Annotated in this window: 12 protein-coding genes and 1 other RNA gene; 2 read left to right on the plus strand and 11 right to left on the minus strand. The window is 63.0% G+C overall.

The window, feature by feature from the left end:
- Window positions 1-51 precede the first annotated feature (51 nt).
- Genes NKG99_RS06280 through mraZ form a run of 4 tightly spaced genes read right to left on the minus strand, consistent with a single transcriptional unit; the run spans window position 52 to window position 3,647 of the window.
- Window positions 52-1,761, minus strand: coding sequence for a peptidoglycan D,D-transpeptidase FtsI family protein (locus tag NKG99_RS06280; protein ID WP_352865335.1), 1,710 nt, complete (start codon window positions 1,759-1,761; stop codon window positions 52-54).
- Complete coding sequence (gene ftsL, locus NKG99_RS06285) at window positions 1,758-2,153, minus strand: cell division protein FtsL (RefSeq protein ID WP_352865337.1); 396 nt, start codon at window positions 2,151-2,153, stop codon at window positions 1,758-1,760. The genes NKG99_RS06280 and ftsL overlap by 4 nt, the downstream gene beginning before the upstream one ends.
- A 4-nt stretch (window positions 2,154-2,157) precedes the next feature.
- Window positions 2,158-3,192: a 16S rRNA (cytosine(1402)-N(4))-methyltransferase RsmH gene (rsmH, locus tag NKG99_RS06290; protein ID WP_352865339.1), complete on the minus strand. Its 1,035-nt coding sequence runs from the start codon at window positions 3,190-3,192 to the stop codon at window positions 2,158-2,160.
- Window positions 3,189-3,647, minus strand: coding sequence for a division/cell wall cluster transcriptional repressor MraZ (mraZ, locus tag NKG99_RS06295; protein WP_352865341.1), 459 nt, complete (start codon window positions 3,645-3,647; stop codon window positions 3,189-3,191). The genes rsmH and mraZ overlap by 4 nt, the downstream gene beginning before the upstream one ends.
- Before the next feature lie 407 nt (window positions 3,648-4,054).
- Between mraZ and NKG99_RS06300 the strand changes: the two genes are divergently transcribed.
- On the plus strand, window positions 4,055-5,170 hold the full coding sequence (locus tag NKG99_RS06300; RefSeq protein WP_352865343.1) for a cystathionine gamma-lyase: 1,116 nt from the start codon (window positions 4,055-4,057) through the stop codon (window positions 5,168-5,170).
- A 9-nt stretch (window positions 5,171-5,179) separates the two neighbouring features.
- On the opposite strand, the gene NKG99_RS06305 is transcribed toward NKG99_RS06300, so the two are convergent.
- The 7 genes from NKG99_RS06305 to NKG99_RS06335 form a co-directional block, all read right to left on the minus strand.
- Window positions 5,180-5,482 (minus strand): type II toxin-antitoxin system RelE/ParE family toxin, encoded by a 303-nt coding sequence (locus NKG99_RS06305; RefSeq protein WP_352865346.1) that lies wholly within the window; start codon window positions 5,480-5,482, stop codon window positions 5,180-5,182.
- Window positions 5,479-5,754 carry a type II toxin-antitoxin system ParD family antitoxin gene (locus tag NKG99_RS06310; protein WP_352865603.1) on the minus strand — a complete coding sequence of 92 codons (276 nt, stop codon included), beginning with the start codon at window positions 5,752-5,754 and terminating at the stop codon, window positions 5,479-5,481. Before NKG99_RS06310 ends, NKG99_RS06305 begins: the two co-directional genes overlap by 4 nt.
- Before the next feature lie 171 nt (window positions 5,755-5,925).
- An RNA gene (gene rnpB / locus NKG99_RS06315) (RNase P RNA component class A) lies at window positions 5,926-6,336 on the minus strand.
- Between the two features lie 50 nt (window positions 6,337-6,386).
- Window positions 6,387-7,112, minus strand: coding sequence for a lytic transglycosylase domain-containing protein (locus NKG99_RS06320; protein WP_352865348.1), 726 nt, complete (start codon window positions 7,110-7,112; stop codon window positions 6,387-6,389).
- Window positions 7,113-7,321: 209 nt separating this feature from the next.
- Window positions 7,322-8,077 carry a peptidoglycan recognition protein family protein gene (locus NKG99_RS06325; RefSeq protein ID WP_352865350.1) on the minus strand — a complete coding sequence of 252 codons (756 nt, stop codon included), beginning with the start codon at window positions 8,075-8,077 and terminating at the stop codon, window positions 7,322-7,324.
- A complete protein-coding gene (locus NKG99_RS06330) occupies window positions 8,074-8,793 on the minus strand; it encodes a TerB family tellurite resistance protein (RefSeq protein WP_352865353.1) in 720 nt (239 codons plus the stop codon). The genes NKG99_RS06325 and NKG99_RS06330 overlap by 4 nt, the downstream gene beginning before the upstream one ends.
- 175 nt (window positions 8,794-8,968) lie before the next feature.
- On the minus strand, window positions 8,969-9,226 hold the full coding sequence (locus tag NKG99_RS06335; RefSeq protein ID WP_352865355.1) for a hypothetical protein: 258 nt from the start codon (window positions 9,224-9,226) through the stop codon (window positions 8,969-8,971).
- A gap of 195 nt (window positions 9,227-9,421) precedes the next feature.
- Between NKG99_RS06335 and NKG99_RS06340 the strand changes: the two genes are divergently transcribed.
- Window positions 9,422-13,288 (plus strand): hydantoinase B/oxoprolinase family protein, encoded by a 3,867-nt coding sequence (locus tag NKG99_RS06340; protein WP_352865357.1) that lies wholly within the window; start codon window positions 9,422-9,424, stop codon window positions 13,286-13,288.
- The last annotated feature ends 49 nt before the right edge of the window (window positions 13,289-13,337 follow it).

Here is a 13,337-nt window from a genome sequence, read left to right on the forward strand (position 1 = left end):
GTCCCGTTCACCGCAACAAAATAGCGCGCAGTTACCGGCGCGCCCTAAGAATCACTGATAGGAAACCAGCGTTGCACCATTTTCATGGCTGAAATCTGGCTTCACGCCAAGCATGGCAGCCGCACGCCGGATAATGTTGCCCGCCATAACGCCCGCATTCGAGGCCGCGACGTCTGTCATGCCAGGCTTTTCAGGGTGCGGGGCGTCGGCGATCGTAAACACCAGGTATTGTGGATCGTCCATCGGAAAGGCGGCGACGAATGTATTGAAATTCAATTCCTTCGAGTAGCGGCCATTGATGACCTTCTCGGCCGTTCCGGTCTTACCGCCAACGCGATAGCCGGGCACTCTGGCGTTTCTGGCCGAGCCCTTCTCGGCGTTGAGCGTATAGAGATAGCGCATGCCGTCGACCGTCTTGTCGCTGACCACTTTCTTGGCCACCGCCATCGCTTCTTCCTGTGTACGGATCAGGAAGGTGGGGTTCATCAGGAAGCCGCCATTCATCAGCGCGGCGCAGCCGACAGCCGCTTGCAGCGGCGTCGTCGACACGCCATGACCGAAGGCGATGGTGAACGAATTGACCTGTTTCCAGACCTTCGGTTCAGTCGGGCGGGCGACTTCCGGCAGTTCGGTCTGCATCTTGTCCAAAATTCCAAGGCGATGCAGGAATTCGCGATGCCCCGCGATGCCGACCATTTCGGCCTCCCTGGCCGACCCGATGTTGGACGAATAGAGGAACACCTCCGGCAACGACAGCACACGGTTCTTGCCGTGGAAATCGTGAATGGCCTGATGGCCGACCCGGATTGGATGCGAAGCATCGAAGCGGCTCGCCATCGTCGCCCTGCCCGAATCGAGCGCCATGGCGGAGGTGAAGCTCTTGAAGGTCGAGCCCATCTCGTAGAGGCCCGCCGACATCCGATTCAGCCTGTCCTTGTCCTGTGCATTGTAAGGATTGTTCGGATCAAAATCCGGCACCGAGGCCATGGCCACTACTTCGCCGGTCTTGACGTTGAGCACAACGGCGCCAGCGCCCATGGCGCGATAGCGCTCCAGGCCGGCGGCAATCTCGTCGCGCACCACGTGCTGGACGCGCAGATCGATCGAAAGTTTCACCGGCTTGAGATCCTTGGCAACCGCGAGGCCCGATGCCTGCAGGTCGCTCAAGCCCTGCTCATCGACATATTTCTCCATGCCGGAGATGCCCTGGTTGTCGATGTTGGTAAGCCCGACAATGTAGGACGAGGTCTCGCCGCTCGGATAGAAGCGGCGCTTCTCGGTGCGGAAACCGAAGCCGGGAATGCCGAGCTGCATGATGTCGGACTGTTGCTTGGGCGTCAGCTGCCGCTGCAGCCAGACAAAGCCGGCGCCGCTCTTCAGCTTGCGATAAGTCTGCTCGTAGTCGATGTCCGGAAGCACCGTCGACAGCTTCTCGATCGCCTCGTCGGCGTCGACGATGCGGCGCGGTTCGGCAAACAGCGACGCCGTCTTGATGTCCGTCGCCAGCACTTCACCGTTGCGATCGACAATGTCGGGCCGCGATGCCGTCACCCGGCTTTGCGGGCCGCCCGACATGTCAGGGGTCTGGAAGCCGAGATAGACCAGGCGTCCCGAAATGGTCGAGAAGATACCGAAGAACACCGCCATCGTCATCACGATGCGCGTCCTGCCCTTGCCGCCGGTCGCCTTGCGGGCGCCCTCGACGACGATCGATCCGTCTTCACCCGTCCTGACGTGACGCTTCAGCAGTTTGCCGATCATTGGGCGATGCCTCCGGTCACCACGGGATCCCTGCTGCCCGGAGGTACTTGGTCGGAATTGTCGGCCATGCCGCCCTGGCGTCCGGACAGGATGTCCTGAATGTCCAGGGATTTGGCCGGCAGGTCGCCGATGCCGACGATCTGGCGAGCGCTGACCGGCTCGAGTTCGAGCTGCGACTTGTAGAGTTCGGCCAGCTTCTGCAGCCGCGATGGCTGGGTGAGCAGGCTCCAGTCGGCCTTGAGCAGGTCGATCGTGTCCTCCTCATAGCGGATCTGCGCATGGATCTTCTGCACTGAAGCCAATTGTTCCTCGGCCTCGCGCTTGGCCTTGTAGGTAAGGGCAGCCGCCGCAACCATGACGGCTATCAGGACGATGTCGCTGGTACGAAACACGTGCTTACCTCTCCCCCGGACGGTCGATGCCGGGAAGCTTTGGAAGGCCGAAAATCGAAAAGTCGCTGCCGCGCGCCGGCGCCTCGGTGCGGATTGCCGCGCGCAGCCTAGCCGAACGGGCGCGCGGATTGGCCGCCACCTCGGCGTCGCCGGCGGTCACGCCGCCACCCGCCTTGCGGAAGGTCGCGGTGCGCGCATGAGCCTCGGGCAGGTGACGCGAGCCGGTCGCGACGTCGGCCCGGTCGGCGATGAAACGCTTGACGATGCGGTCTTCCAGCGAATGGAACGTCACCACGGCGAGCCGTCCGCCCGGCTTCAGCGCGCGTTCGGCCGCGAACAGGGCCTTGGCCAGTTCGCCAAGCTCGTCATTGACGAAGATGCGCAGCGCCTGGAAGACGCGCGTGGCCGGATGGATCTTGTCCTTCGGCGCACGACCGATATGCGTCTCGATGGCGTCGGCGAGTTCCAGCGTCCGTTCGAACGGGCGCTTTTCGCGGCGAGCCTCGATCATGCGGGCAATGCGCCCGGCATGACGCTCTTCGCCGAGAAAGCCGAAGATGCGGGCAAGGTCGCCCGGCTTGAAGCTGTTGACGACGTCGGCGGCGCTCAAACCGGCCTGCGCCATGCGCATGTCGAGCGGCCCGTCGGCGCGGAACGAAAACCCACGCTCGGCCTGATCGATCTGCATTGAGGACACACCAATGTCGAGCACGACGCCGTCGGCACTCTCGACATGTTCGTCCAGCGTGGAGAACGGCGCCTGCACCAGCCGCAGCCGACCGCCCGACCGCGCCTCGAGATCGCGCCCGGCGGCGATGGCATCCGGATCGCGGTCGATCGCCACCACGGAGGCGCCCGTCGCCAGGATGGCCCTGGCGTAGCCGCCGGCGCCGAACGTGCCGTCGATGATCGTGTCGCCCTCCGCCGGCGCCAGCGCTTCCAGCACTTCGCCAAGGAGGACCGGAATGTGGCGGGCCGGTCCGCCAACGGCGTGCCCATCTACGGCGTGAGAAAGGTCATCGCCGTGGCCCACCGTCATTCCGGTCGCTCCCCAGCCTTCGTCCCCTGCCGAAGCTGCAAAAGCCGGGCCCGCGCCTGCGCCCCATAGGAAGCAAGTCGTCCCGGCTCCCAGATCTGAAAGAAATTGCCGCGTCCGACAAAGGTCACTTCCGCCGAAATGCCGGTGTGTTCGCGAATGAAATCGCTCATCGTGATGCGGCCGTCCTGATCGAGTTTCAAGAATGTTCCGTCGCCATGGCAAAAGAACGACATATCGTCCGCCGTCTGCAGGAAGGGATCTTCGAGTGCGATGCGCTGCTCGTAGCGGTCGAGCAGGTCGAGCCCGCCGACATCCATCGCCGGCAGATCGAGGCAGCGCAGGGCATAGAGTTCCGAATAGCCGCGCTTCTGCACAACGGCACGGAAATGCGCCGGAACGGATACCCGTCCCTTCGCATCGATCCTGCTCACCGTGTTCGAGAGAAACCGGTCCATTAAACGCTACAGCCGCTTGCGCCGCCGCACCCCTCTTCATCGTCTCGCACGCGCCGCCGCGGCGCGTTCCCCGCCCCGTACCAACCCCGTTCGCGCGGGCAAGAAACGGCAAACGCGCAGCCGCCGCGGCTGCCCGATTGGCGTACGCTTTACCCTGACGCGGAACGAAGGCTTTGATGTCTAAATGGGATATCATGGGGTACTATGGGCGTCAACGGGATGGCTTCACAAACACGCACGCCGCGACCAATGAGAGCAGCCCTGACGGCACGTCTCGTGTTTATGCTCTATTAAGCCTAACGAAGCGTTTAGAGCCGCCTGGCCCAACCGGACGCGCCTTGCCGCGAGGCGCTACCCGGCATAGCGTTTCGCCGCATCCGGTCGGTCACCAAAGGGTTTGAGAATCGATGTCTGAAACAGCGAACAGTCGCGCTGCGGCACTATCCCATCTGCGTAGCAGCGGGCTTGCCACGGGCGATTCCATCCCTCTGCCCCTGACCATGGCCGCCATTTTTCACGCGCCCGGCGACGCCACCGGTTTCAACCAGTACGGCCGCTTCAGCAACCCGACCTGGGATGCGGTCGAACATATACTGGCCCATCTGGAGGACGCGCCCTGCGTCGCCTTTCCTTCGGGAATGGCGGCGATCTCGGCAGCATTTTTTGCCGTGCTCAAGGCCGGCGATCGCATCCTGCTGCCTTCGGACGGCTATCACACGACACGGGCTTTGGCCGAACGCTTCCTGAAGCCCCTTGGCATCACCTACGATGTCAGGCCGACCTCGACCTTCCTCGATGGCGGCTTCGATGGATATCGCCTTGCCTTTGTCGAAACCCCTGCCAATCCGGGGCTGGATATCTGCGACATCGCGGCCGTAGCCGGCGCTGTTCACAAAGCCGGCGCGCTGCTGGTGGTCGACAACACGACGATGACACCCTTCGGCCAGCGCCCACTCGACCATGGCGCCGATATCGTCGTTGCCGCCGACACCAAGGCACCCAATGGCCATTCCGATGTGCTGTTCGGCCATGTCGCCAGCCGCAATGCCGAAATCATTGCCGCCGTGACCGGCTGGCGCGAGGTTTCCGGCAGCATTCCCGGTCCGTTCGAAGCCTGGCTGGTGCATCGCGGCCTGGAGACACTGGACGTGCGCTTCGATCGCATGTGTTCCTCGGCGGAAGTGATCGCGCGGCGGCTGAAAGGCCACCGGGCGATCAACGGCCTGCGGTTCCCCGGACTGGAAAGCGATCCGTCGCACAACCTCGCGCGCGCCCAGATGGAGCGCTTCGGCTTTCTGATCTCTTTCGAACTCGCCTCGGAGGACAAGGCCGAGGATTTCATCAACAATTGCGACCTGATCCAGGCCGCGACATCCTTCGGCGGCGTCCATACCTCCGCCGAGCGGCGCTTGAAGCGAGGCGATGCGGTTTCCGCCGGTTTCGTGCGCCTCTCGGTCGGCTGCGAGCCAGTGGAAGAGCTTTGGAAGGCGATCGAGACATCGCTGGACAAGATCAGCGGCTGACCGAATCGTTCACTGGCCGAGATCATCGGCTTCTATGTTGCGATGGCCGTGCAGCACGCGGATGATCTCGATCGCGCCGTCACCGACGCGATACAAGGTGAGATAGTCGCCAACGACCAGATGACGGATGCCGGGTGCAATATCGTCACGCGGCGCACCTGAGAAGGGATAAGTGGCCAGTTGCTGCCACCGTGCCTCGATGCGATCGAGCAACCGGTCGGCTGCGGCCTCGCTGTCGCGTGCAACATGAAGCCAGATCGCGATCAGATCGTCTTCTGCGCGCGCGTTCCGGACGATGGGGAGCAAATTCATGCTCCGTCGTCGGATCGCCAGCGCCTCCGCGCTTCAGCCTTGATGTCATCCATCGACGCAAATCGACCGGGGCCGCTGTCGATCCCTTCCTGCACCAGCTTGCGCAATTCCTCGACGGTGTAGCCATGCAGGTCGCGCCGGTCTTTCCATTGCCTGAGCGCATCACGGATTACCTCGCTCGCCGATGCGTATTCGCCGGCGGCGACCACATCGTCCACCGCCTGCGCCAATTCCGGCGACAGCGTTATGCTGCGTTTATCGACCTGTCCCATGATGGCTCCCGATATATTTTGCCGATCCATGGTACGATTTAATCGCACCAATTTCAAGCAATCGCCGGTCCAGGCTTGCATGGCGGATCGTCGAACAAACCTGAATCACCAGGCGCGCCCGAGGGCGCAACCTGCTGATCTCAAAGACTTCTCTTCGATATCATGGAGAGAATTGCCAGCTGGCCTGTAAGCCGGGTTTTGTATGGCCCTCGCCCCTTTCGGTGCGAGAACGTGGCGGCCATTCATCTTGGGCGCATGTTGCCATGCGCCTCACGCAACCTACCCGGACGGTGGGCCGGAAACAGCCCTCGAGGGTTTCCCCTCGCACCGCCCCTATTCGGTCTTGCTCCCGGTGGGGTTTACCGTGCCGCTCCTGTTGCCAGTCGCGCGGTGGGCTCTTACCCCACCCTTTCACCCTTGCCCCGAATCCGGCAAAGCCGAACCGTGGCGGTTTGCTTTCTGTGGCACTTTCCCTGGGGTCGCCCCCGCCGGCCATTAACCGGCACCGTGTTTCCATGGAGCCCGGACTTTCCTCACCCGCGGCCTTTCGGCGTTTGCGGGTGCGGCCGCCCGGCCAGCTGGCAAGGCGTATAAAGGGGTTCACGTCCGAAAACGCAAACGAAAAAGCAGACTTATGCGGGCGATCCAAGCGCGGCCATCTGCACCTTGACCTTGCCGCAATAGGCGGCCGACACCGGGTTCATTCGCGTTGCGGCGTGCCCGGCGTTGTATTTCAGAATCGTACCACAGGTCGTGCCACCGCCGAGATTCCGCGCCATGGCGAGGTATTTCATGCCGTATTTGATGTTGGTATCGGGATCGAACAGGCCCTTGGCGGAACCGCTATAGCCCATCATCCGCGCTGTTGCCGGCTTGATCTGCATCAGGCCGATCTCGCCGGCGCTGCCGACGATGTTGGGCCGGTAGTTGCTTTCGATCTTGATGACCGCCGTGGCGAGCGACACCGGCACGCCTTCGATCGCCGCATAGCGGGCAACGATTGCGGAATACTGGCCGCTGCTGGCCACCGCGGCCGTCGATGCCGCCGCCTTCCTCACACCAACCGACGCCGTTGTCGTCATGTCGACGGTCTTGCGGCCGCGCTTCGTCCTTTTGGCGGTGGACTTCTTGGGCTTGGACCAGCTTGCTTTTTCCACTTTGGCGGAAACCCGCTTCGTTGCCTTGGCGTCGTGGCTTGCCTTGTCGCTTTTGGCCAGGGTGGTCTTGCCGCTTTTTGCGGGTACCGAGGCAAACCCTTGATCGGCCCGCGGGCTGAATGGCGCGGCATGCGCCGCGCTGAAGGCAAAGGTCATTACGCCGGCAGCAAGAGCTGCCGTTAAAACGGTCGATTTCTGCATGTGATCCTGTTCTGTCTGAACCGCGTGAAGATGTTCACGCAGCATCGCTTAATCAATATCGGAACATCCGGGGGTTTGGGGGTCCGACAACTTGCACGTCAGCCGTTTGACGCTCGAATTGGTGTCAAACAAGGCCAGGCAAGTCACTTTGAGTGACAGCTTGTAATTTAAAGATTGGTAGGGGTTGCTTGGGAGCGGCTTGCCGGAGGTCAGCGCCTCACGGAAGCAAGCAGGTTTTGCAGCGTCCGCAGTGTCGAGCCATCGGCAATGCCGTCCACTCTACGCGGCCGGAAATGCCTCTGAAACGCCTCGACGACGACCTCCGTCTGAAGGTCGAAAATGCCCGATATCTCGACGCCATAGCCGTAGAGCGCCAACATCGACTGCAACGCCTCGACATCACCGCCGGTATCGCCGAGCCTGAGCACGGCTCCTCGACGGATGGGTGCGGCCGCCACCAGATGGCCGACACCGGCCTCGAACAGCGTCCGCCAGGGGAACTTCTCGCCCGGATCAATTTTGCGTCCCGGCGCCACGTCGGAATGCGCGAGCACCCGCTCGGCGGCAATCGAATGCCGCCCGGCGATCCCCCTGCACAGCCCGATCACCGCGTCGATCTGCCGCTTGGGAAAACCGGGATAGCCCAGCGAATGTCCCGGATTGACGATCTCGATGCCGACCGAACAGGAATTGATGTCGGCGCGTCCGAACCACGAACTCTTGCCGGCGTGCCAGGCGCGGTCGCTCTCCCTGACCATTTGCACGATGTGGCCATTCTCGTGGACGAGATAATGCGACGACACCTCGCTGGCCGGGTCGCACAGCCACGCCTCGGCCCCGATGCCGGTCGCCATGCCGGTGTAGTGCAGCACGATCATTTCAGGCTTGAGTGGCTCGCGCCGCGGACCGAAATTCGGCGATACCCTGACCTCGGCACGTGGCTCGTCGGGCAGGAAACCGCTCATGCGTGGCGAAGGCCCCGCTCGATCATCTCATAAGCGGCATTGATCGCCGCCACCCTGGTGGTCGCGATCTTGATGAATTCCTGCGGCAGGCCGCGCGCGATCAGCCGGTCCGGATGATTGTCGGAAACCAGCTTTCGATAGCGCTTCCTGACCTCTTCGAACGGCTTACCGCGTTCGATGCCGAGCACGACATAGGGATCCCCGGCGCCCAGATTGACGTGCCGCGCCATGATGCTTTCGTAATGTGCCTCGTCGATGCGGAAAATCTCGGCGATGCGATGCAGGAACAGGCCTTCGCGCTCATGCACCAGCCCGTCGGCCTTGGCGATGTGGAACAAGCCGTCGAGTATGTCTTCCAGCATCGCGCAGTTGGAATGCCCCGAGCCGCACATCTGCGCCATCCGCTCGGCATAGGTCTCGAAACCGGCCACGTCGCGCTGGGCGAGATGGAACAGCCGCGCCACATTGCGCGTCTCCTTCGGCGGCACGTCGAAGATTTGCTGGAAGGCGCGCACCTCGTCCTGGGTGACGATGCCATCGGCCTTGGCCATCTTGGCCGACAGCGCGATCATCGCCACCGAGAAGGCGACACGCCGGCGCAGATCCGCATCGCCTGAGAAAACCGTGCGCACGGCCTCGACGACGTCGGCGACACCCGACGAGGCTGAAGATGAAACACGAGTGATGAATTCGCCGAGGCGATCCCAAATCGACATGGCCTGCTTCTTAGTGCCACCGCCCCCTGCTATCAAGCCGGGACAGTGCCGCAGGCTTTGCACGACAAATCGGTCCGGCGCTGACGCGCGATGTCGCCCCGGCGCTCGGACAGTATGAAAAAGGCCGACGTGAGTCGGCCTTTCTCATTCATCACACGAAGTACTGCGTTACTGACTACTGCGCGGGCGCAGGAGCTGGTGTTGCCGGAGCCGGCTCGGCAGGCTTCTCGGGTGTGATGCTCTTCGTGGTCGAATTGTCGGTAGCCGGAGGCGTTGCGGCCGGCGGCGTTGCTTCCGGCGTGGCCGGCTTCATCGGCTGTTCGGCCGGTGGGTTGGTGCTCTGGGTGGTGGTATTATCCGTGCCGCTGTCACTGCAGGCGGCGACGCCAAGCAAGGCCAACGCGGAAACGGACGCAAGAATGAGCTTTTTCATCTTAATCTCTCCTTCAACACACGCTCACGTTGCCGTGAACGGTCGAAGGGGAAATGCATCAGATGGCCATGAGTTTCGTAACGTTGCGTTTCCGCATGTAACATCGTCTGGTCCATTTGCGATTGCCGGCCGGGCGATGGCGAACTAACAGAATGTGCTGAACCACGGATCGAGCAGAAAAGTGCCAGGGCTGTCATGACTGAAAAATGGGATTTCTGGATCGACCGCGGCGGCACGTTCACCGATGTCATCGGCCGCGACCCGCAAGGCGGCCTGCATCCCCGCAAGCTTCTCTCCGAAAATCCCGAGGCCTATACCGATGCCGCCATCCAGGGCATTCGCGACCTTCTCGGCCTGTCCTCCGGCGACGCGATTCCGCCCGGTCTGATCGGCGACATCAAGATGGGCACCACGGTCGCCACCAATGCGCTGCTGGAGCGCAAGGGCGACCGCGTGCTTTTGCTCATCACCAAGGGTTTTCGCGATGCGCTGAAGATCGCCTATCAGGCGCGCCCGGACATCTTCGCCAAGGAGATCATCCTTCCCGAACAGCTCTACGAGCGCGCCATCGAGGTCAACGAGCGTGTGCGCGCCGATGGCCGCGTCGAACAATTGCTCGACATCGGCGCCTGCCGGCCGGCGATCGAACAGGCGAAAGCCGATGGCATCGATGCCGTGGCTATTGTCTTCATGCATGCCTGGAAATATCCCGACCACGAGAAGGCGGTGGCAAAAGTCTGCCGCAAACTTGGTTTCGCCCAGGTCTCGGTCAGCCATGAGGTCTCGCCGCTGATCAAGCTGGTCGGCCGCGGTGACACCACGGTGGTCGACGCCTATCTGTCGCCGATCCTGTCGAGATATGTACGGAGGGTGGCGGGAGAGTTGGGCGCGGCGCCAATCTCCCCCCTTGTGGGGGAGATGTCGGCGAAGCCGACAGAGGGGGGCGCTGTCCCGCCGACGCCTCGTTCTGTCACGCCCCCCTCTGCCCTGCCGGGCATCTCCCCCACAAGGGGGGAGATCAGCCAATCCCCCCGCCTCATGTTCATGATGTCGTCCGGCGGGCTGACCGCCGCCGACATGTTCCAGGGCAAGGACGCGCTGCTCTCGGGCCCGGCCGGCGGCGTCGTCGGCATGGTCGAGACAGCCAGGCTCGCCGGTTTCGGCAAGGTCATCGGCTTCGACATGGGCGGCACCTCCACCGACGTCGCCCATTATGACGGCGAGTATGAGCGCGCCTTCGACACCGAGGTCGCCGGAGTGCGCATCCGCGCGCCGATGATGCGCATCCACACCGTCGCCGCCGGTGGCGGCTCGATCCTGCATTACGAGGCCGGCCGCTTCCGTGCCGGACCTGACTCGGCTGGCGCCAATCCCGGCCCGGCCGCCTACCGGCGCGGCGGCCCGCTCGCCGTCACCGACGCCAATGTCATGCTGGGCAAGCTGCAGCCCGATTTCTTCCCGGCCATCTTCGGACCCGGCCAGGACCAGCCGCTCGATGTCGAGACGGTGCAGGCAAAATTCGCCATGCTGGCCGCCGAAATCGGCGATGGCCGTACGCCCGAGGCGGTCGCCGAAGGGTTCGTCACCATTGCCGTTGAGAACATGGCTAACGCCATCAAGAAGATTTCCGTCCAGCGCGGCTACGACGTCACCGAATATCTCCTGAACTGCTTCGGTGGCGCAGGCGGCCAGCACGCTTGCCTGGTCGCTGACGCGCTCGGCATGGAGGCGGTGCTGATCCACCCCTTCTCCGGCCTGCTGTCGGCCTACGGCATTGGCCTGTCCTCGGTTTTTGCCTCGCGCCAGCAGGCGCTGCTGAAGCCGCTTGCCGAAGAGTCCAGAACGGAGATCGGCAACCTCATTGCCACCTTGAAAAAAGCCGTCATCGCCGAACTCGCGGCACAAGGCATCGCCGAGGATACGGTTGCCGCGAAGCCCGTGCTGCATATTCGTTATGACGGCACCGACACGACACTGCCGGTGAATTTCGGGGAAGACTCGATTTTCCAGGCCAAGCGCGATTTCGAAATCGCCCACAAGGCGCAGTTCGGTTTCGTCTATGACGACAAGCCGATGATCGTCGAGATCGTCGGCGTCGAAGGCACCGATACCGGCGGCACTGGCCGCGACGAGAGTGAATCGCAAACCGAAAACCTTGCCGTAAGCCCTTCGCAGACCCGCGAAATCTTCACCGAGGGTGAGTGGCGTGCTTCAGGCATCTTCCGCCGCGAGGCGCTGAGGCCGGGAAATACGGTTGCAGGTCCTGCCTTGATCATCGAACCGAACCAGACGATCGTCATCGAGCCGGGCTGGCACGCTGAAATCACCCCCAGGAACCATGTGCTCCTGCGCCGCGTCGAGAAAAAGCGCCGGCAGGCAGCGCTCGGCACCGAAGCCGACCCGGTCATGCTGGAGGTCTTCAACAACCTGTTCATGTCGATCGCCGAACAGATGGGCGTGACGCTGCAGAACACCGCCTACTCCGTCAACATCAAGGAAAGGCTGGATTTCTCCTGCGCCGTCTTCGACCGCACCGGTGCGCTGGTCGCCAATGCGCCGCACATGCCGGTGCATCTCGGATCGATGGACCGTTCGGTCGAAACCATCATCCGGCTGAATTCCGGCGACATCCACCCCGGCGACGTCTTTGCCCTCAACGCGCCCTACAATGGCGGCACGCACCTGCCCGACATCACTGTCGTGACGCCGGTGTTTTCCCTCCCCCTCGAGGGGAGGGTGGCCGCGCAGCGGCCGGGTGGGGTCCTCTCAGAAGGCACTGCCAGAACGTCGAGCACTGCCGCACCGACCCCCTCCGCCGCCTTCGCCGCCACCTCCCCATCAAGGGGGGAGGAAATCCTCTTCTGGGCCGCCTCGCGCGGCCATCATGCGGACATCGGCGGCACGGCACCCGGTTCGATGACGCCGCTTGCCACCACCGTCGACGAGGAAGGCGTGCTGTTCGACAATTTCCGCATCGTCGATCGTGGCCGCTTCCGCGAGAGGGAGCTGGAGACGCTGCTCACCGACCATCCTTACCCGGCCCGCAATCCGCACCAGAACATCGCCGACCTCAAGGCGCAGATTGCCGCCAACGAGAAGGGTGTCGCCGAACTGCGCAAGATGGTCGCGCATTTCGGCCTCGATGTCGTGGAGGCCTATATGGGCCATGTCCAGGACAATGCCGCCGAAAGTGTGCGCCGCGTGCTGGAGCGGCTGCCAGACAGTTCGCAGTACGAATACCCGACCGACACCGGACAGATCATCAAGGTCAAGATCACGGTCGACCGGAAAAAGCGCGAGGCGACCGTGGACTTCACCGGCACGTCGCCGGTCATGAAGAACAATTTCAACGCGCCCGAGCCGGTCGCCCGCGCGGCCGTGCTCTATGCCTTCCGCGTCATGGTCGAGGACATGATCCCGATGAATGCCGGGTGTCTGCGGCCAATCAACATCATCATTCCCGATGGCTGCATGCTGAAACCCGCCTACCCCGCCGCCGTCGTCGCTGGCAATGTCGAGACCTCGCAGCACGTCACCAACGCGCTGTTCGGCGCCATGGGCGCCATGGCCAACGCGCAAGGCACGATGAACAACCTGACCTTCGGCAACAAGACGTACCAATATTACGAGACGATCTGCTCCGGCTCGCCGGCCGGCCAGATGAACTCCGGCCGCGGCTTTGCCGGCACCTCCGGGGTCCACACCCACATGACCAATTCGCGCCTCACCGATCCCGAAGTGCTGGAGCTGCGCTTTCCCGTGCTGCTCGAGGATTTCCACATTCGGGAAGGTTCCGGCGGCAAGGGCAAATGGAACGCTGGCGACGGCACCAAGCGCACCATCCGCTTCCTCGAAAAGATGGAATGCGCGATCCTGTCGTCGCACCGCAACCGTCCGCCGCAAGGCCTGGACGGAGGCGGCGACGGCGAGGTCGGCTCGACCAAGGTCCGCCGCAAGGACGGAACCATTGAAGTCCTCAAGGCCTGCGACCAGACCGTGCTTCAGCCGGGTGAAGCCGTCATCCTGACGACGCCGACGCCGGGCGGATTTGGCAAGCCGTAAGCAGGCATCAACAGGCTGTCACCGGCCTGTCATCACCCTGGGTTACCCG

Source organism: Mesorhizobium sp. M1409 (assembly GCF_040317535.1).
Lineage (GTDB): Bacteria > Pseudomonadota > Alphaproteobacteria > Rhizobiales > Rhizobiaceae > Mesorhizobium.

Coding starts and splice junctions, on each gene's coding strand:
- NKG99_RS06280 (WP_352865335.1), bottom strand. CDS start 1,761: ATGATCGGCAAACTGCTGAAGCGTCACGTCAGGACGGGTGAAGACGGA.
- rsmH (WP_352865339.1), bottom strand. CDS start 3,192: ATGACGGTGGGCCACGGCGATGACCTTTCTCACGCCGTAGATGGGCAC.
- mraZ (WP_352865341.1), bottom strand. CDS start 3,647: ATGGACCGGTTTCTCTCGAACACGGTGAGCAGGATCGATGCGAAGGGA.
- NKG99_RS06300 (WP_352865343.1), top strand. CDS start 4,055: ATGTCTGAAACAGCGAACAGTCGCGCTGCGGCACTATCCCATCTGCGT.
- NKG99_RS06305 (WP_352865346.1), bottom strand. CDS start 5,482: ATGAATTTGCTCCCCATCGTCCGGAACGCGCGCGCAGAAGACGATCTG.
- NKG99_RS06310 (WP_352865603.1), bottom strand. CDS start 5,754: ATGGGACAGGTCGATAAACGCAGCATAACGCTGTCGCCGGAATTGGCG.
- NKG99_RS06320 (WP_352865348.1), bottom strand. CDS start 7,112: ATGCAGAAATCGACCGTTTTAACGGCAGCTCTTGCTGCCGGCGTAATG.
- NKG99_RS06325 (WP_352865350.1), bottom strand. CDS start 8,077: ATGAGCGGTTTCCTGCCCGACGAGCCACGTGCCGAGGTCAGGGTATCG.
- NKG99_RS06330 (WP_352865353.1), bottom strand. CDS start 8,793: ATGTCGATTTGGGATCGCCTCGGCGAATTCATCACTCGTGTTTCATCT.
- NKG99_RS06335 (WP_352865355.1), bottom strand. CDS start 9,226: ATGAAAAAGCTCATTCTTGCGTCCGTTTCCGCGTTGGCCTTGCTTGGC.
- NKG99_RS06340 (WP_352865357.1), top strand. CDS start 9,422: ATGACTGAAAAATGGGATTTCTGGATCGACCGCGGCGGCACGTTCACC.